An 18,544-nucleotide genomic window follows, 5' to 3' on the forward strand; every position below is an offset into this window, starting at 1 on the left:
GCTCCGTCGCAGGAGTACGCGACCCGGGAGGGGACACGAGCATGGGGATCCAGACGAGCCTCGACCAGGTCGCGCAGGCCGCGCGCATCCTCGACGTGATGCAGGAGGCCGACGAGCTCACGGTCGCCGCCAGCCGCGACGGCGGCGGACGCGCGGTGCGGCTCCTCGCCCGCGCCGCCGCGGATCCCGCCGACCAGCTCACCGCCGTCGCCGCCATCCACGCGCTCGCGCAGGTCTTCGACGAGGCCGCCGACCTCGCGCTCGTCGCGCTCCTCGACCACGACGTGCGGTGGATCCGCGAGCACGCCGCCTGGGCCTTCGGCACGCGCCTGCCGCGCTTCGACGCGGTCTCGGGCCTCGTCGCGATGGTCGTCGAGGGCGGCTTCCCCGGCATGCTGGCGCAGCGGACCCTCCAGCAGTGGGCCGCGTCGACCCCCGACCACCTCTCCCTCGCGCTCGAGAACGCCCTGCTCGGCGTGCGCGGCGACGGGGCGCGCTCGCGGCTGGTCGAGACGATCGGCCTCGTCTCGGGCCGGATCCCGGAGCGCGTGCTCCTCCGCACCGCCCAGGATCCGCGCGAGGGCCCGCTCACCCGCGCGGCCGCCGTGGCCGCGCTCGGCGACCGGCCCGCGGGCGAGGCGACCCTCGGGATCGTCTCCGACATCGCGCGCGGCGACGACGAGGTGGCCGCGGTCGCGCGCCTCGCCGTCCTCGACATCGCGCGCCAGCACGGCGACCACCCGGCCGCGCCCGAGCGGCCCGGCCTCACGGTCGTCCAGCTCTTCCTGCACGCCGACATCGACGCGGGCCTCACGCACGTGGGCGCGGGCGACAACGGCGGCATCGCGACGCTGCTCGTGCGGCTCGGCGACGCGCTCGTGGATCCCGCGGGCGCGTCGACCGGCACCCACGACGTCGCCGACACCACCGTCGCCGACCGCCCGGTCGACCGCGTCGTCACCCTCTCCCGCGGCACCCCCGACCAGGCGCTCGCCTCGCTCGCCCGCGTCTCCGCCGGCGACGACGGCCACGTCTTCGCGCACATCCCGATGCTCGGCGGCCCGCGCTCGCTGCCCGAGGCCTGGCCGCACCGGGTCGAGGCCGAGCGCGGGATCCGCCGCGTGCTCCGCGCCGCCGGCCGCGTCGACGCCGTGCACCTCCGCATGGCCGACGTCGGCACGCTCGCCGCCTCCACGGTCGCCCGCGAGCTCGGCATCCCGGTCGTCTTCACGGTGGCGCCGGATCCGCACGGCGTCGTCGACGCGCTCGACCGCTCCGGTGCCCTCACGCGCGACGGCTTCGGCGCCGTCGACGCCCGCGAGCACTACTGGTTCCGCGTGCGCCTCGTGCAGCGCCTGGCCGCCGACGCCGCGCACACCGTCCTCTTCCCGCGCCCGGAGCTGAAGCGCGACATGCGCCGGCTCGTCGGCATCGACGTGGACGCGCACCCCGAGCGCCACAGCGTCGTCGCCGAGGGCATCGACGTCGCCGCCATCGAGCGCTCCCGCGACGACGCCATGCTCGGCGCCGACGCGGACGGCGCCCCGGCCCGCGCGTTCGTCGAGCTCGACGCCCTGCTCGCCGGCCTCCCCGCCGAGCGCCGCGGCCTGCCGCTCGTCATCAGCGTCGGCCGCCTCGCCCGCGTCAAGGGCATGGCCTCGCTCGCCCACGTCTGGGCGGCGGATCCCGCGCTCCGTGCCCGCGCGAACCTCCTGATCGTGGGCGGCGACCTCGACGCGCCGAGCGCGGAGGAGGGCGACCAGCTCGCGCGGATCCTCGAGGCGGTGCCCGGCGCGGACGCCCCCGCCGACGCCGCCCGCCACGGCCTCCTCCTCGCCGGCCACCGCGGCAACGACACCGTCACGCGCTGGCTCGCCGCCGTGCGCTACGGCCGCCCCGGGCTCACCGCGCCGGGCGGCGCGTACGCGTGCGCGAGCATCAAGGAGGAGTTCGGCGTCGCGCTCCTCGAGGCGATGTCGATGGGCCTGCCCGTCGTCGCGCCCGCGTCGGGAGGCCCGGCGACCTACGTGGAGGACGGCGTGACCGGCCTCCTCGTCGACACGTCGGATCCCGCGGCGCTCGGCACCGGCATCGCCCGCGCGCTCGACATCGCCGGCGGCCCCGACGCGGACGCCGCCGCCGACCGCGCGCGCGACATGGTCGCCCGCACCTTCACCATCCAGGCCATGGCGGGCACCCTGTCCCGCGTCTACCGCGACGTCGCCGCAGCCGACGACCGAACCCTCTGGGAGCTCAGCGCCTCATGACCCTGCTCGTCATCAGCCCGGACTACGCGTCCCACCTCTTCCCGCTCATCACGCTCGCGTCGGCCTGGCAGCAGGCGGGCGAGCGCGTGGTGGTGGCCACCGGATCCGCGACAGCCGGCATCGTCGAGGCCTCCGGCTTCGAGCGGGTCGACCTCCGCCTCGGCCGCGGGTCGAACCCCGGCACCATCAAGGCCGAGGAGCAGCCGACCGGCGAGGACGACGCCCTCCGCGGCTTCTTCGCCGCCACGCGCCGCGGCATGGTCGAGACCCTCCGCTTCCAGGCCGAGGCCCGCAGCGACGACCTGCTGTGGGAGCCGGTCGAGACCGCGCGGGCGGTGCAGCGGATCCTCGACGAGGTGCGCCCCGACCAGGTGATCGTCGACCACCTCGCCTTCAGCGCCCGCCTCGCGCTCCTCGCCTCCGGCACGCCGCACGCCGACGTCGTGCTCGGCCACCCGAGCGCGCTGCCCGTCGGCGACGAGGTCTACGGCTTCCCGCCCGCCTGGCCCGCCGCGTTCGAGCCCGAGGAGGAGGACCTCGACGAGCTGCACGCGCTCTGCGTGCGGGTGCGCGACCGCTTCACCGCGCAGTGGAACGACGCCCTCGCGATCCTCGCGCCCGCCATGCGCCCGAGCCGCGACGCGTTCGCGGAGGCCGGCGACGTGCTCCTCCTCAACTACCCCGAGGAGCTGCACGATCCCGACCGCTCCGAGCTCCTGCCGCCGCACGCCTTCATCGGCTCCGCCGTCCGCCGCGAGGCGCCCGAGGCGGAGGTGCGCGACTGGATCGACGCGGGCGGCGACCCCATCGTCTACGTGTCGCTCGGCAGCTTCCTCTCCGTGCGCGGCGACGTGCTCGCGCGCATCGCGGCGGCCCTCCGCGACCTCGACGTGCGCGTGGCGCTCGCGACCGGATCCACCGACCCGGCCGAGCTCGGCGCCGTCCCGTCCGACTGGCTCGTGCGCCCCTTCCTCCCGCAGGTGACGCTGCTCGCCCACGCCGACCTCGCGGTCACGCACGGCGGCAACAACTCCGTCACCGAGGCGGCGACCGCGGGCGTCCCGATGCTCGTGCTGCCGCTCTCGACCGACCAGTTCGCGGGGGCGGCCGCGCTCGAGGAGGCGGGGCTCGGGATCGCGCTGGCGCCGAACGTCGCGACCGTCACCGAGCTGCGGCAGGCGGCGAAGGCGCTGCTCAACCCGTCGGGCACGCAGCGCGCCGGGCTCGACGCCATCGCGGCGTCGCTCACGCGCTCGCCCGGGCCGCAGCGCGCGTTCCAGGCGCTGGCCGGCGGGGTCCGGCCGGAGCACGCCGCGCGCTGAGCCGTCCCGCGAGGCGGGCGTGCCGGGTCGACCCGGTCGGGCGACGGCGGCGTCCGGATCTCGTAGACTCGATCCTGACCGCACGTCGCGCCTCGCGCGCCGCGGTCGCCCACAGTCTCGTCAACGGATTCAGGTGCCCTCGTGAACATCGTCGCTTTCATCATCGCGTTCGCCCTCTTCCTGGGCGGCATGGCGCTGTTCGCGTTCGCGTTCTACATCGAGGGCTTCGAGCTCCTGAGCTTCTTCGGCGGCATCCTGCTCGTCTCGGCCTCCATCGCGATCCCGGCGCACGTCCTCAAGCGCACCGACGCCTGATCCGCGCCCGTCCCGTCGGCCCCGCCGGCGCGCGACCCGCCTGACCGGAGCAGGAAACACCCCCGACACACGCCCCCGTTAGTCTGCGGCCATGGGTGATCTGTTCGAGGGATACGGCACGCTCGCGGCCGCACGCCGGGCCACAGGCGGTGCGATGCCGTTCGACGAGATGTTCCGGGATCCGCCGATCGCCGGGGAGCCCGCCGTCGCGCGGGCGGCCTACCGCGAGATCCACGCGGCGCTCTCCCGCATGACCAAGGAGGAGCTGAAGGACCGCACCGACGCGCTCGCCACCAGCTACCTCGCGCAGGGCGTCACCTTCGACTTCGCGGGCGAGGAGCGGCCGTTCCCGCTCGACGCCGTGCCGCGCGTCATCGAGCAGGCCGAGTGGAGCCGGCTCGAGAAGGGCGTCGCGCAGCGGGTCCGGGCGCTCGAGGCGTTCCTCGCCGACGTGTACGGGCCGCAGCGCGCCATCCGCGACGGCGTGATCCCCGCCCGCCTCATCAGCTCGTCCAGCCACTTCCACCGCCAGGCCGCGGGCATCGACCCGGCCAACGGCGTCCGCATCCAGGTGTCCGGCATCGACCTCGTGCGCGACGAGGCCGGCGAGATGCGGGTGCTCGAGGACAACGTGCGCGTGCCCTCCGGCGTCAGCTACGTCATCTCCAACCGCCGCGTCATGGCCCAGACCCTCCCCGAGCTCTTCGTCTCGATGCGCGTCCGACCCGTCGGCGACTACCCGAACAAGCTCCTGCAGGCCCTCCGCGCGAGCGCGCCCGACGGCGTCGAGGACCCGAACGTCGTCGTCCTCACGCCCGGCGTCTACAACAGCGCCTACTTCGAGCACACGCTGCTCGCCCGCCTCATGGGCGTCGAGCTCGTCGAGGGCCGCGACCTGTTCTGCTCCGGCGGCCGCGTCTGGATGCGCACCACGGGCGGCCCCATGCGCGTCGACGTCATCTACCGCCGCGTCGACGACGAGTTCCTGGATCCGCTGCAGTTCCGCGCCGACTCCATGCTCGGCTCGCCCGGCCTCATGCTCGCGGCGCGCCTCGGCAACGTCACCATCGCGAACGCGGTCGGCAACGGCGTCGCCGACGACAAGCTCGTCTACACGTACCTGCCCGACCTCATCCGCTACTACCTGGCCGAGGACGCCATCATCCCGAACGTCGACACCTGGCGCCTCGAGGACCCGGAGTCGCTCGAGGAGGTGCTCGACCGGCTGCCCGAGCTCGTCGTGAAGCCCGTCGACGGATCCGGCGGCAAGGGCCTCGTGGTCGGCCCCGCCGCCTCCGCGGGCGAGCTCGCCGAGCTCCGGGCGCGGCTCCTCAAGGACCCGCGCGGCTGGATCGCGCAGCCGGTCGTGCAGCTCAGCACCATCCCCACGCTCGTGGAGGACGGCATGCGCCCGCGGCACGCCGACCTCCGGCCCTTCGCCGTCAACGACGGCCGTGACATCTGGGTGCTGCCCGGCGGGCTCACGCGCGTGGCGCTCCCCGAGGGCCAGCTCGTGGTCAACAGCAGCCAGGGCGGCGGATCCAAGGACACCTGGGTCGTCGGCGACTCCGGCTTCCCCACGGCCACGCGCGAGCGCAGCGTGCAGACGCTCGTCGCCGACCAGGCCGCGGTCACGACGTCGATCCCGATCGTCGACGGCGACAAGGCCCCCGACCAGTCCCCGCACGACGCCCCGCGCAACCGCGACCAGCACGAGCAGCAGCAGCAGCAGGCGGCCGCCGCGCCGCCCGCCGCATCCGCCGCCGCCGCACGCGCGTCCACCGCACCCGCCACCACCGCCGCAGGCGCGTCCACCGCACCCGCCACCACCGCCGAGGGGGACCGCTGATGCCCATGCTGTCGCGCATCGCCGAGTCGCTGTTCTGGATCGGCCGCTACATCGAGCGGTCCGACGGCACGGCCCGCATCCTCGACGTGCACCTCCAGCTCCTGCTCGAGGACCCGTGGATCGACGAGGACACCGCCTGCCGCTCGCTCCTCAGCGTGATGGGCAGCGACGTCCCTTCCGACGACGTGCTCGGCCGGGACGACGTGCTCGCGCTCCTCGCGGTGGACCGCACGCAGCCCGCCTCCATCGCGTACTCGCTCGGCGCCGCCCGGGAGAACGCGCGGCGGGCCCGCGAGATCGTCTCGAGCGAGCTGTGGGAGTGCCTCAACACGACGCGCGCCCGGATGCCGCGGAAGATCGCGAACGACCGCGTGCACGAGTTCTTCGGCTGGGTGCGCGAGCGCTCGGCCCTCGCGGTCGGGCTCGTCGAGTCGGGCACGAGCCGCGACGAGGCCTGGCAGTTCTTCACGCTCGGCCGCTCCATCGAGCGCGCCGACATGACGGCCCGCCTCCTCGCGACGCGCGCGCTCACCGAGGCGAGCGGGCCGTCGTGGACCACGATCCTCCGCTCCTGCGGCGCGTACGAGGCGTACCTGCGCACGTACCGCGGCGTGCCGAGCGCGCGCAACGCGGCCGAGTTCCTGCTGCTCGACCGGCTGTTCCCGCGGTCGATCACGCACTCGATCCGCCGCGCCGAGCAGTGCCTGCACGACATCGAGCCGCGCACCGACCGCCTCGGGGTGTCCGACCAGGCGCAGCGGCTGCTCGGGCAGATCCGGAGCGACCTCGAGTACCGGCCGATCGCCGAGATCCTCGAGGACCTCCCGCGCTTCATGGACGCCGTGCAGGAGGCCACCAGCGCCACCAGCGAGGCCGTCCGCCAGCGCTACTTCCCCACCAACGCGGCACCCAGCTGGGTCGGAGAGAACTCGTGAACCGCCTGCGCATCACCCACCGGACCGGCTTCCACTACGAGGGCGAGGTGACCGCGTCGTACAACGAGGCGCGGATGCTGCCCGTGTCGAGCGAGAACCAGTTCGTCCTGTACTCGAACCTCGACATCCAGCCGAAGCCGGGGCACCACACCTACGTCGACTACTTCGGCACGCGGGTCTCGTCGTTCGAGATCCTCAGCCCGCACCGGTCGCTCGAGCTCACGGCCACGAGCCTCGTCGAGGTGCGCCCCCGCGCGCACGAGCCGCACCAGCTCGGCTGGGACGACCTCGCGGTCGAGGTCGAGCGGGCCACCGAGCACGTGGAGCAGGTCGCGCAGACCGCGCGCACCGCGCCGCACGAGGAGGTCGTCGCGCTCGCGGAGGAGATCGCGGGCGGCGCCGGCACGCCGTGCGAGGCCGCCGCGGAGATCGCCCGCGCGATCGGCGAGCGGGTCGAGTACATGGCGGGCGTGACGAGCGTCCAGTCGACCGCGCGCGAGGCGTGGGAGCAGGGCCGCGGCGTCTGCCAGGACATCACGCACATCGTCATCGGCGCGCTGCGGCACGTCGGGATCCCGGCGCGCTACGTGAGCGGCTACCTGCACCCGAAGCCGAACGCGGCCGTCGGCGAGACCGTCACGGGCGAGTCGCACGCGTGGGTCGAGTGGTACTGCGGCGAGTGGCGCGGCTGGGACCCGACGAACCTCATCGACATCGGCGACCGGCACGTGCTCGTCGGCCGCGGACGCGACTACCGCGACGTGGCGCCGCTGCGCGGCATCTACGCGGGTCCGTTCCGGTCGAAGCTGTTCGTGCGGGTGGAGATCACGCGCGAGTCCTGACCCTCGGCGGCCGGGGCGGGCGCCCCTAGTCTGGATCCATGCCCGACGACGAGCGCTCCACCGGCGGAGCCGACCACCGCACCCTCGTGGACGCGGAGGGCGTGACCCTCCACTACTACGTGTGGGAGGCGGAGCGTCCGCGGGCCGTCGTGCACATCGCGCACGGCGTCGGCGAGCACGCGCTGCGCTACGCCCGGCTCGCGCGCGAGCTGAACGCGATGGGCTTCACGGTCGCGGCCGACGACCACCGCGGGCACGGCGCCACCGGGCTCGGGCACCTCGGCATCGGCGTGCTGGGGCCCCGGCGGCACCGGGCGGCGCTCGACGGGATCCAGCTGGTGAGCGAGCGGCTCCGGCGCGACCTGCCCGACCTGCCGCTCGTGCTCCTCGGCCACAGCTGGGGCGCGCTCCTCGCGCAGCGCATCGTGGCGCGCGCGTCGCACCTCTACGCGGGGCTCGTGCTGAGCGGGGCGACGCTCGCGATGCCCGGCGTCGTCAACACGGGCGACCTCAACAAGCGCTGGCGGCACCCGGCGGCGTCGGGCTTCGAGTGGCTGTCGCGGGATCCGGAGGCGCAGCGGGCGTTCGGCGCCGACGACCGCAACTTCGACGTGAACGCGCTGAAGCCGTACCGGATGCGCGACTCCGTGCAGATCATGGGCCGCCCGCCGCGGAAGCTCGCGACCGACCTGCCCGTGCTGATCCAGGGCGGCGAGGAGGACTCGCTCGGCGGCCGCCGCGGCATGCAGCTCCTCGCCCGCGACTACAGCCGCCGCTCGCGCCTCAGCGACGTGCTGCTCATCGTGTACCCGGGCGCGCGGCACGAGATCTACAACGAGACGAACCGCGACGAGGTGGTCGCGGACCTGCGCAGCTGGCTGGAATCGCGGGTGGCGCCGGTCGGGGACGCCGCGGACGCCGACGGCGAGAACGCGTGACCGCGGTCGAGGCGGCCATCCGCCCGGCCCGCGCCGACGACCTGCCGTTCCTCGAGGACATGCTGCTCGCGTCGATGGACTGGCGCGACGACGGGGCCATGACGCGCGAGCGGATGCTCGCCACCCCCGAGCTCGCGCACTACGTGGCCGGCTGGCCGCGCGTGGGCGACGTCGGCGAGGTCGCGGAGCTCGCCGGCCGTCCCGTCGGCGCGGCATGGGCGCGCCTCTTCGCCGACGACGACCGCGGCTACGGCTTCGTCGCGACCGACGTCCCCGAGCTCGGGATGGCGCTCGTCCCGTCGGCGCGGGGCCGGGGCCTCGGGCGGCGGATGCTCGGGGAGCTCGTCGCGGCGGTCCGCGCATCCGGCGCCCCGGCCGTGAGCCTCAGCGTGGAGGACGGCAACGACCGCGCCCGGGCGCTCTACGCGTCCCTCGGCTTCGTGCCCGCGGGGCGCGAGGGCGGATCGGACGTGCTGCTGCTGCGGTGGTGACGACGCGGGCCGCCGGGAGATGGCTCCCGACGGCCCGCGTCGCCGGCGTGCCGCGGCCGACGAGCGGCCGCGCGCGGATCAGCGTCGGATCGTCATCCGCAGTAGCTGTCGTACTGGGTGTCGGGGAACACGACCCACATGCCGTCGTTGCCGCAGCGCGTCCCCAGGATGAACGCGACGAGCCCGGTCATGAACCCGCCGACGAAGGCGCATCCGATGGGTCCGGCGATGGCGCAGAGGGAGCCCGCGGTCAGCGCGCCGATGGTGGAGACGGCGGTCTTCATCACGATCGCCGAGATGTGGAACTTGATGTGCGGGTGCGAGACGGCGTGCCAGAAGGAGCGCCAGCTGTCCGAGGTGACCAGCGGGTTCGCGGCGGGTGCCGAGCCGGGGTGCGCGGGGTCGAGGGTGGCGGTGCCATGCCCACCCGCGGCCATCGTGAGCCTCCCGGCGGCGTCGGCGCCGAGCTCGATCGTCGCCGGTTCGGCGTCGGGGCGCTCGAGGCGGATCTGCGCGACCTGCGCCCGGATCTCCGTCACGAGCCGGGCGTGCTCCGCGGGCAGGGCGGCGGCCGGCAGCGAGGCCGCGGATCCCGAGTTGACCTCGGCGGCGTCGGCGAGCTGGTCGACCGTGATGCGCCCGGATCGGACGTCCTGGTCGACGGTCCCGGCGCGGACGGCTGCGGGGATCGCCGGCGCGATGACGGGGTGCGTGGGCGACGACGCGAGCGTCGCGGCATCGGCCGGGACGATCCCGGTCGGCACGATCCCCGTCGAGTACACGGAGACGACCGCGACCGCGAGGAGGGTGAGCAGGACGCCACGACGGATCGGCCGCGGGCGGTGGTGGGGGGATGACGGGTTCATCCCGGTGGACGGGTGGACGGTGGTGCTGGACATCGCTGCCTCCGGATGGGCGGGTGGGTGGTGGTGGACCCCGCCGGGCAGCGTTATCTCGTCGCGCCGACCGGCGTGGAATCCGGTCGGAAAGATATTCCCGTTTTTCCTCCTAACGCATTTCCATGTACATAACCGCTGATTTCTTACGCTTTCCCTGCGCATGTGCGGAGGCATTTCCTCGGCACTCGGCGACAGTGCGCGGCGCAGGCATCCGGCGACCGTGTGCCGCGGGTGCGGAGACGGCTCCGCCCTCCGCTCCGCGGGGGCGGAGGGAGGGCGGAGCGGGGGTGGAGCGCGCGGCGTCCGGCCGGAGCGCGTGTCCGGCCGGACCCGATCAGGCGCGCGTCGGGCGGCCCGTCCGCGCGCGGCGGCGGCGGTGTGCCTCGAGCGCGCCCGCGGATCCGACGACCAGCAGCAGCGCCGCGAGGGCGAGCGTCGCCGCGGGGGAGGACCCGGTGCGCGGCAGCGAGCCGCGGAGGCCGGCGCTCGCGCTCGTGCCCGCGCCCGTGCCGGAGGTGCCGGCCGGGCTCGAGCCGTCCGCCGACAGGGCGCCGGGGGAGGCGGAGCCGGCGGTGGCGGCGCCGGAGCCGGATCCGGGAGACGTGCCCGTGCCCGTCCCGGATCCGCCGCCGGTGCCCGGATCCGACCCCGAGCCGCCCGGGCTCACGGCCACCGCGGCCGTCGTGACCACGGCCGCGGACACGTCCGCGTCGAGGCCGGACGCGTCGACCAGGTGGAGGCCCGTGACCGTGCGGGACGCGCCCGTGGTCACGTCCTCGGCGAGCACCGCGGATCCGCCGTCGGGCAGCGCGAACCGCGTGCCCGGGGCGATGTCGCCGGCCGCGAGCGCGGCGCCGGCGATGCTGCCGCCGTCGCTCGAGACGCGCACGGCGCCGCCGTCGACCTGCACCCGCAGGCCCCGGATCGCGACGGCCAGGCGGCTGCCCGGGTAGAGCGCGACGTCGTCGAGGGACGCGCTGCCGGATCCGCCGCTCGAGGCGAGGTGGATGCCCGTCGCGCGGATCTGGCCCGCTGCGCCGTCCCCGGCGCTGGTGCCCGGATCGGTCGCGGTCGCCTCCGAGGCGCTGAGCGCGGCCGGGGCCACGGCGGCCGCGTCATCCGGCCGCGCCACCGGCGTCGCCGCCACGGCGCTCGGCCCGGTCGCGCGGATCCCGTACGCCGACCAGCCGGTGGGCGCCGTGTCCGGCACGATCGTGACGGGCGTCGGCGACGGATCCGGCGCGGGCGTGGACCCGCTGCCCGCCGCCACGGTCACGACGCCCAGGCGCACCTCGGGGAAGCGTCCGGTGAGGTCGCGGTAGTGCAGCGCCGTGAGGGTCACCGTGCCGTCGGACGCGACCGAGCGCTCGCCGAACCGGACCTCGACGCGCGGGGTGCCGTGCTCGTCGACGCCCGTGTACAGGTCGGTGGTCGTGTCGATCCAGACGCCGTTCACGAACACCGCGTTCCCCGCGTCCGCGAAGGACACCGTCATCGCGCCCGCGGCGGAGACGGCCGCGTGCAGGCCGGCGACGCGGAGGGCCGGCCAGCGGTAGTCGGCGAGCGGATCCGTCGCGGCGCCCGGCACCTGCCGGAACCCGCCCACGTCGACCGTGGCGGTGCCCGCGGCGGAGCCCGTGCCGAGGTCGACGGCGACGGCCGACGCGGTGTCGGGATCCGTGCCCGTGCCGGTCACGGCATCCGCCGTCGCGTGCGGCGCGGCCACGGTCGCGGCCGGCTGCGGCGCGACGAGCACCGTGCCGTCGGCCGCGGTGACGCCCACGCCGTACGCGCCCGCGACCTGCCCGGCCGCGGGCGGGACGACGACCGTGCCGAGGCGCACGTCCGGATGCTGGCCCGTGAGGTCGCGGTAGTGCACGGCGGTGACCGTGACGGTGCCGTCGGCCGCCGTCTCGTGCTCGCCGAACGCGACGGTGACCCGCGGCGCGCCCTTCTCGTCGACGCCCGTGTAGAGGTCGGTGGTGGTGTCGATCCAGCGTCCGTCGACGAAGACGGCGCTGCCGGGATCCGTGAACTCCGTCGAGACCTGGCCCGCGGGCGTGACCGTGGCGGTGAGCCCGTAGACGCGGAACGCCGTCCACCGGTACTCGGCGAGCGGGTCGGCGGGGGCGCCCGGCAGCTGCTCGAAGGAGCCGACGCCGATCGTGGTGGTGCCGTCCGCGCCGGTCTCGACGCGCACCGAGGAGGCGTGCTCGGCGGATCCGTCCGTCGCGGCGAGCGCGTCGGCGGAGGACCTGCGGTCGAGGCCCTCGACGCGCGGCTGCCCGTCGATCACGCGCGTGCCGTCGGGGGACGTCACGGTGACGCCGGTCGCGACGCGGCCGGTGGCGGGAGCGGGCGCCGGATCGGGATCCGGCGCCGGGGTCGGTTCGGGCGCGGGGGCCGGATCCGGGTCGGGCGCCGGGGTCGGCGCGGGCGTCGGCGATGCCGAGGGCGTCGGGACGGGCACGGCGGCGGCCGCCGCGCAGGTCACGGATCCGGCGCGCACGCGCCAGATCTCCGAGGCCCCGGCCTCCGCCTCCAGGTCGATGCCGACGGTGGTGGCGGATCCGTCGTCGGCCTTCGCCGTGGATCCGACGATGACGCGGGTCGCGCCGTAGACCGACTCGGGCAGGTCGCGCGACCAGCCGGGCGTCGCGTCCGCGTCGGCCGTCACGTCGACGCCGCCGATCGTCAGCCGGTCGAGGTGCACGGCGGGCGTGCCGCCGGGCGTGCACGACACGGTGAGGCCGGAGAAGACGATGGCCGGCCGGTCGCGGAGCTGCAGCGTGCCGCTCGCGATGCTGCTGGACGCGCCCGTCGGGCCGGCCGTGGAGCGCAGCCCGGTCGTCTGCGTGGTGTTGAGCTTCATCACGTCGCCGGTGGACGCGATCTCGCGCGTCACCGCCTTCCCCGCCGACCACTCGGCGAGCGGCGTGGGCGCGGTGAGGGTGTCGCCGTCGATGTCGACGATCTCCACGCCCGAGGCGCGCGCGAGCACGACGTCGGCCGCGTGCGCCGCCAGGGGCGCGAGCCCGCCGAGCGCGAGGAGCGCCGCGAGGGCGGTGGCGCCGGTCGCGCCGAGGATCCCGACGGATCCGCGCACGCCGAGGCGCCGCGTCGTCGGGCGCGCGGCCCGGACCGCAGCCCGGCTCATCGTCCGGCTCCCGCGCCGAGGCCCTCGATGAACGCGCGACCCGCGGGCACGCCGGCCCCGGTCACGTCGTCCCAGCCGGGGGCGGAGCGGAGCCCCTGCCTCCCGGTGTCCCACAGGAAGAGCGTCTCGGGCCACAGCGCTCCCGCCGACGGTCCCGTCGGGGACCACGTGGCGGCGGACGCGGGCTGCACGTCGCGCAGCGCGCCCGTGCCCATCAGCGCGTAGAGGGCGGGGCTCGCGAGCCCGAAGCGCCGGCCGGTGACGGCCTTGGAGATCGCGACCATGGAGGCGACCATGGGCGTCGCGAGGCTCGTGCCGCCGTGTGCCGCGTACTCGGTGCGGCTCTTGTGCGGGCCGTAGGTGATGAAGCCCGTGTCCGGATCCCCGAGCGAGGCCACGTCCGGCAGCAGCCGGCCGGTGCCCGCGACGGCGAGCCGGTCGGCCTGCCAGGTGGGCCGCGCGTAGACCGCGGACTGGCCGCCGCCCGCACCGAACGCGAAGCCCGGCGGGATCAGGGCGCCGTTGCGCGCGAAGCGGGTCTCGGTCTCCCAGCCCGCCTCGACGGCGATGGAGCCGTCCTCGGCGAGGCCGGTGCTCGTCGCGCCGACCGCGGTCACGTACGGGCTCGACGCGGGCGACGCGACCGTGGCGGTGCCGCCGTGGTCGCCGACGCCGCTGTAGTCGCCGTCGTTGCCGGTGGACGCGAAGACGGAGACGTCGCGCGCCGCGGCCTCCACGAGCACGCGGTTGAGGAGCTCGCGATCGTCGGCCGTGTCGAGGCCCTCCATCGCGCCGAAGGACAGGCTGATCACGTCCGGCCCGTCCTCCGCCGCGTCGAGGATCCGCGTGTAGAGGCTCGTGCTCGTGCAGTCGTCGGCGCCCCAGTAGGAGACCGCCGCGTCGGGTGCCATCGCGTGGACCGCCTGCACGTCGAGGTGCTGCTCGTCCGTCCATGCCGTGGGTCCGCCGCAGATGCCGGTGCGCGGCGAGGCGGACGGGTGGTCGCGGTACTGGCCGGCCGTGAAGGCGGGCTCGCCGACCGCCTGGGAGTAGGTGTCGGTGTCGGCCTGCGTGTCCGGGTCGTCGTAGGCCGCGACGATCGCGATGGTCGCGCCGGCGCCGCGGTCCTCGGCGGGCACGTCGTCGACGCGTCGCAGCTGCGCCGGGCCGTAGCCGCACAGCGAGTTCGAGCGGTGCGCGACGGCGACGGAGGCGGGCCACGCGTCGGTGAGGCGCTGGCCCCACCAGGCGGCGCACGTGCCGTCGTCGGCGGAGGATGCGGGGGATCCGCCGGACGCCTGGCCGGGGATCGGCGCGGGGACGGCGGCGGCGGGAGCATGCGCGGTCGCGGCAGCCTGCGCGTCGTCGGCCTGCGCGTCGGCGGGCTCCGCGTCCGACGGCATCAGCACGTCGCCCTGCACGGTGCCGGCGACGCCGCGCACGGCGTCGAGGGCCGCGGGGACGGCGAGGGTCCGCTCGGGGGCGACGACCTCCCGGCCGCCGACGCGGAACCGGGCGAACCCGGTGTCGAACGCCCGCGAGGCGACCGCGAGCGTGCCGGAGACGGGCAGCGCGGCGACCTCGCCGCGCGCGTCGCCCACGTCGAGGCCGCGGTCGCGCAGCCAGGCGGCGACGGCCGGCGCGGCGTCGCCGCGTGCCGGATCCAGCAGCACCGTGAAGGAGGCCGTCGCGTCCGCGGGCGCGTCGCCCTCGCGGACGGCGGGGTCGGCGGCGGGCCACGCGGGCGCGGAGCCGTCGAGCGCGCGCAGGCCGGACGCGGCGCGCGCGGCGGCCGGGTCGGCCACGGCGGACGCGGATCCGGTGCCGGCGAGCGCGCTCGCGACGAGCGCCGCCACGGCCGCGAGGGCGACGACGCCCGTGCCGAGGGCGACGGGCCGGGCGTGCGCGGACAGCGGGCGGCGGCGCGCGAGGGCGCGGATGCGGCCCCCGGTGGGCGGGCGCTCGGCGGGCCCGCGGGCCTCGACGGGTGGGAGGGACGAGGGACGTGAGGGCATGCGGGATCCGTCTTCGATTCAAGGGGGTGTGCGCGAGGGCGCGTGCGGATGCTATCCCTCATTGAGAAGCGTTCTCACCGCCTGTGGAGGGCGGGACGGGGCGCTCGTCGACCCGCTCCCGGCGCCGTCCGTTCACCCGGACGTCGCCTTCCCGACGCTCCGCATGCGTAGCCTCCGTCGGATCCCGATCGGGACCGGACGGGAGCGCGACATGGACCAGCGGCAGGCGGCGGTGTCCCGCGCCCGGCGCGCGATCGTCGAGGCGGCCGGTGCCCAGTTCGCGACGCACGGCTACGAGGGCACGTCGTTCTCGCGCGTCGCCGAGGCGATGGGCAAGCCCAAGTCCGCCATCGGCTACCACCTCTTCGCGTCGAAGGAGAGCCTCGCGGGCGCGGTCGTCGACGACCAGGAGGACCGCTGGCTCCGCATCGAGGCCGCGCTCGACCGGCCGGGCGCCCTGCCCGAGCTCGTCGTCTTCCTCCTCACCGCCGCGCGCACCGTGGAGGTGTGCCCGGTCGCGGCCGGCGCCGTCCGCCTCCTGCAGGACCTGCCGCGCCTCGGCCTCGCGGTCGAGCGCCGCTTCGACGTGTGGGGGTTCACGCGCGAGCACCTGGCGGCGGAGCTCGCGCTCCGGGGCGTGCCCGTCGCCGCGGCCGACCTCGACCTGACCGTCGACGTGCTGCTCAGCGCCACCTTCGGCGTGCTCTCCTACCGGTCCCCGCGGGCGGCCGACGGGGACCTGGCGGAGCGGCTGCGCGCCCTCTGGATCCCGCTGCTCGCCCACCTGGGCATCGCCGACGCCGACGCCGTGGTGTGCGCCGCCCGACCGCTCGACCTGGCGCGCGTGGAGGAGGGCCGGCCGGATCCGTCCGAGGCGCACCTCGGTCCCGCGCGCGCCGCCGGACGCGCCGCCGCCCCGGCGCCCGAGGGCCGCGCCCGCGCCTGATGCGCCCGCGCTGACGCGCCGCCGGCGGCCGCACGACGACGCCGACGCCGGCCGGCCCCCGAAGGACCCGGCGGCGTCCGCACGACGACGACGCCGGCCGGCCCCCGAGGGACCGGCCGGCGTCGTCGCCGGGCGCCGCGCTACTCCACGCGACCCGCGTACCGGTACCGGAAGCCGTCGGCCGCGGTGACCACCACGTCGTAGTAGCCCCACTCGTCCACCGGCCAGTTCACCGTGGTGCTGCGCCCGGGCTTCACCGTCTCGTGCCGCTCGCGCGTGATGAAGTCGTTGGCCGTCAGCGTGTAGTGCACCGACGGGGTCCCGTCGTTCGCGAGCGTGAGCCGCAGCACGGGCTTGCCGCCCGGGATCGTCTCGGCCGAGACCCGCGGCACGGGCACGTCGTCCTTCCCCGCCGCGACCACGGTGCCGGCGAAGCGGCGGAGGAACCGGTCGGGCCCGTAGAGGCTGAAGTCGTACGCCCCCGCGTGCGCGGATCCGTCCCACGTGTAGGTCGCCGTGCCGCGCGGCGCGACCGTGAACGGCGTCGACGCGAATGGCAGCGCGATGTTGGGGAACACCTGGTGGGAGACGCCCTGCCGGCCGCGGTTGCGCATCGTGAGCGTGACCCGTCCGCTCGCCCGGTCCACCGCCACGTCGGCGTCCTGGCGGTAGGGGAGCGGGCGGTGGCGCATGGTGCCGTCCTCCTGCTCGGGCATCCGCTGCGCGCCCACCGCGGGCTCCCGAACGGGCGGCTTCGCCATGTCGGCGTCCGCCGCCGCGACGAGCGCCTGCGTGGCGCTCATCGGGAGCACCTCCGCGGCCGACGGGATCGAGAAGTCGGGGTGCGCGAAGTCGAAGCACGAGGTGAGGTCGCCCGAGATCGTGCGCCGCCAGTCGGAGATGTTCGGCTCGTGCACGCCCGTCCACGTCTCGAGGAAGCGGATCACCGAGGTGTGGTCGAACACCTGCGAGTCGACCCAGCCGCCGCGGCTCCACGGCGAGACGACCGTGAGCGGCACGCGCGTGCCATAGCCGATGGGCAGGCCGTCGACGTACTCGTCGGCGGTGCCGGGCTCGGCGAGCGGCGGCAGCTGGTGGTCGAAGTAGCCGTCGTTCTCGTCGTAGTTGATGAGCAGGACCGTGCGCGCCCACGTGTCGGGGTTGCTCATGAGCGCCTGGATCACCGCGTTCGTGTAGTGCGCGCCGTAGTCCGGGCTCGCCTTCGGGTGCTCGCTCCAGCCGTAGGGCGCGACCACGTACGACACGGCCGGCAGCGTGCCGGCGGCGGCGTCGCGCCCGAACTCGCTGAGCAGGTGCGTGACATCGAGGCCCTTGCCCGAGTCCGGCTTCCACCCGTCGTGCAGGCCGCCGGCCTCCGCGAGCGCGCGCGTGGCGGGATCCGTCGACGCGAGCGCCTCGTGGTACTGGTGGAAGAGCCACAGCGGGTTGTCGCCGTAGTCGCCCACGTAGGGGTGCGTGCCCTCGTCGCCGACCTCGTCGTTCGCGTACGTCTTCCAGCTGATCCCCGCCTGCTGCAGGCGCTCCGGGTACGTGGTCCAGCTGAAGACGGGCGCGTAGTCGTCCGGGTTGTCGATGGCGGGGCCGCCGGCCTTCCCGCGCGGGTCGACCGTGCCCGTCCACTGGAAGAGGCGGTTGGGCGTCGTCGGCCCGATGAGGGAGCAGTGGTAGTGGTCGGCGATGGTGAAGGCGGAGGCGAGGGCGTGGTGGAAGGGGAGGTCGTCCTTCGTGAAGTAGCCCATGGTCTGCTCGCTCTTCGCGACGACCCAGTTGTCCCACGCGCCCGCGTTCCAGGCCGCGTGCCCGCCCTTCCAGGAGTGGTCGAGGCCGCCGGCGCCCTGCGCGTTGAAGCGGGACGAGTCGAGCGGGAACGGCAGCATCCGGCCGCCGTCGGGGCGGGTCGCGTCGGGCTGCGCGAAGACGGTGCCGCCGCCGGGCAGCTCGACGGCCTGCTTGTCGCCGAAGCCGCGGACGCCCGGCAGCGTGCCGAAGTAGTGGTCGAAGGAGCGGTTCTCCTGCATGAGGATCACGACGTGCTCGACGTCGCGGATGCTGCGGGTGAGGCCGCGGCGCGTCGCGGCGGTCGCGGCGGTGGCGCTCGCCGTGCCGGTGCCGGCGACGGATCCCGCGGCGACGCCGGCCATGATCGCGGCGGCGCCGCTCATCAGGACGGTGCGGCGGCTGACGCCGGGGCGGACGGCGCCGCGGTAGGGGCGGGAGGGATCGAGCGGGGGAGCGGCGTCGACGCCGGCCTCGAGGTCGACGTCCGGGGCGTGCTCTTCGGGCTTGGAGGTGCTCACGGTGACGGGTCCTTCTTCCTGGATCGTGCCGCGCCCGGCGGGCGACGGATCCCGCGCGCCGTCCACGTGGCGGCGACGCGGATCGCGCGCGTCGGCCGCGGGGTGCGCGGCGACGCGTGCGCGGCTCGACGCGGGGGATCCCGCACGGGTCGCGCGCGGGAGCGTCGATGCCGAGCGCGATCCTGCCCCGCCGAGGGGAACGGCGGGTCGCGTGGAGCGACATCCGCGGGAATGCCTCCTGAACAGCGGG

At 75.7% G+C, this 18,544-nt stretch carries 13 protein-coding genes; 9 read left to right on the forward strand and 4 right to left on the reverse strand.

The genetic code is table 11. The annotated features are described in order from the left end of the window. Positions 1 to 41 precede the first annotated feature (41 nt). From FGG90_RS13555 to FGG90_RS13590, 8 genes are all read left to right on the forward strand, one after another. On the forward strand, positions 42 to 2,267 hold the full coding sequence (locus tag FGG90_RS13555; RefSeq protein ID WP_094126492.1) for a glycosyltransferase: 2,226 nt from the start codon (positions 42 to 44) through the stop codon (positions 2,265 to 2,267). Beyond that, the gene (locus FGG90_RS13560) at positions 2,264 to 3,589 is read left to right on the forward strand and encodes a glycosyltransferase (protein WP_094126491.1); all 1,326 of its coding nucleotides are present in this window, start codon (positions 2,264 to 2,266) and stop codon (positions 3,587 to 3,589) included. Before FGG90_RS13555 ends, FGG90_RS13560 begins: the two co-directional genes overlap by 4 nt. 141 nt (positions 3,590 to 3,730) lie before the next feature. Next, a complete protein-coding gene (locus FGG90_RS13565; RefSeq protein WP_165771354.1) occupies positions 3,731 to 3,904 on the forward strand; it encodes a hypothetical protein in 174 nt (57 codons plus the stop codon). Between the two features lie 91 nt (positions 3,905 to 3,995). Next, complete coding sequence (locus FGG90_RS13570) at positions 3,996 to 5,753, forward strand: circularly permuted type 2 ATP-grasp protein (protein ID WP_094126490.1); 1,758 nt, start codon at positions 3,996 to 3,998, stop codon at positions 5,751 to 5,753. A gap of 5 nt (positions 5,754 to 5,758) precedes the next feature. Further along, on the forward strand, positions 5,759 to 6,688 hold the full coding sequence (locus tag FGG90_RS13575) for an alpha-E domain-containing protein (protein ID WP_086517976.1): 930 nt from the start codon (positions 5,759 to 5,761) through the stop codon (positions 6,686 to 6,688). Continuing rightward, on the forward strand, positions 6,685 to 7,530 hold the full coding sequence (locus tag FGG90_RS13580; protein ID WP_086517973.1) for a transglutaminase family protein: 846 nt from the start codon (positions 6,685 to 6,687) through the stop codon (positions 7,528 to 7,530). Before FGG90_RS13575 ends, FGG90_RS13580 begins: the two co-directional genes overlap by 4 nt. 38 nt (positions 7,531 to 7,568) lie before the next feature. Then, complete coding sequence (locus tag FGG90_RS13585) at positions 7,569 to 8,468, forward strand: alpha/beta fold hydrolase (protein WP_094126489.1); 900 nt, start codon at positions 7,569 to 7,571, stop codon at positions 8,466 to 8,468. Then, complete coding sequence (locus tag FGG90_RS13590; protein ID WP_237583421.1) at positions 8,465 to 8,959, forward strand: GNAT family N-acetyltransferase; 495 nt, start codon at positions 8,465 to 8,467, stop codon at positions 8,957 to 8,959. Before FGG90_RS13585 ends, FGG90_RS13590 begins: the two co-directional genes overlap by 4 nt. A 92-nt stretch (positions 8,960 to 9,051) precedes the next feature. Here FGG90_RS13590 and FGG90_RS13595 read toward each other — a convergent pair whose 3' ends face one another. From FGG90_RS13595 to FGG90_RS13605, 3 genes are all read right to left on the reverse strand, one after another. Next, positions 9,052 to 9,858, reverse strand: a complete 807-nt coding sequence (locus FGG90_RS13595; protein WP_094126488.1) for a hypothetical protein — start codon at positions 9,856 to 9,858, stop codon at positions 9,052 to 9,054. A gap of 334 nt (positions 9,859 to 10,192) precedes the next feature. Further along, complete coding sequence (locus FGG90_RS13600) at positions 10,193 to 13,015, reverse strand: hypothetical protein (RefSeq protein WP_133065121.1); 2,823 nt, start codon at positions 13,013 to 13,015, stop codon at positions 10,193 to 10,195. Further along, entirely contained in the window at positions 13,012 to 15,030 is a 2,019-nt protein-coding gene (locus tag FGG90_RS13605) for a S53 family peptidase (protein WP_237583422.1), read from the reverse strand. The genes FGG90_RS13600 and FGG90_RS13605 overlap by 4 nt, the downstream gene beginning before the upstream one ends. Positions 15,031 to 15,241: 211 nt before the next feature. Between FGG90_RS13605 and FGG90_RS13610 the strand changes: the two genes are divergently transcribed. Then, on the forward strand, positions 15,242 to 15,976 hold the full coding sequence (locus tag FGG90_RS13610) for a helix-turn-helix domain-containing protein (protein WP_094126484.1): 735 nt from the start codon (positions 15,242 to 15,244) through the stop codon (positions 15,974 to 15,976). Positions 15,977 to 16,116: 140 nt separating this feature from the next. Here the strand turns inward: FGG90_RS13610 and FGG90_RS13615 are convergent, their stop codons facing one another. Beyond that, positions 16,117 to 18,294: a phosphocholine-specific phospholipase C gene (locus FGG90_RS13615; RefSeq protein WP_094126483.1), complete on the reverse strand. Its 2,178-nt coding sequence runs from the start codon at positions 18,292 to 18,294 to the stop codon at positions 16,117 to 16,119. Positions 18,295 to 18,544: the final 250 nt, after the last annotated feature.

Origin of the sequence: Clavibacter michiganensis subsp. tessellarius (genome assembly GCF_021922985.1) — a bacterium.
Taxonomy (GTDB): domain Bacteria; phylum Actinomycetota; class Actinomycetes; order Actinomycetales; family Microbacteriaceae; genus Clavibacter; species Clavibacter tessellarius.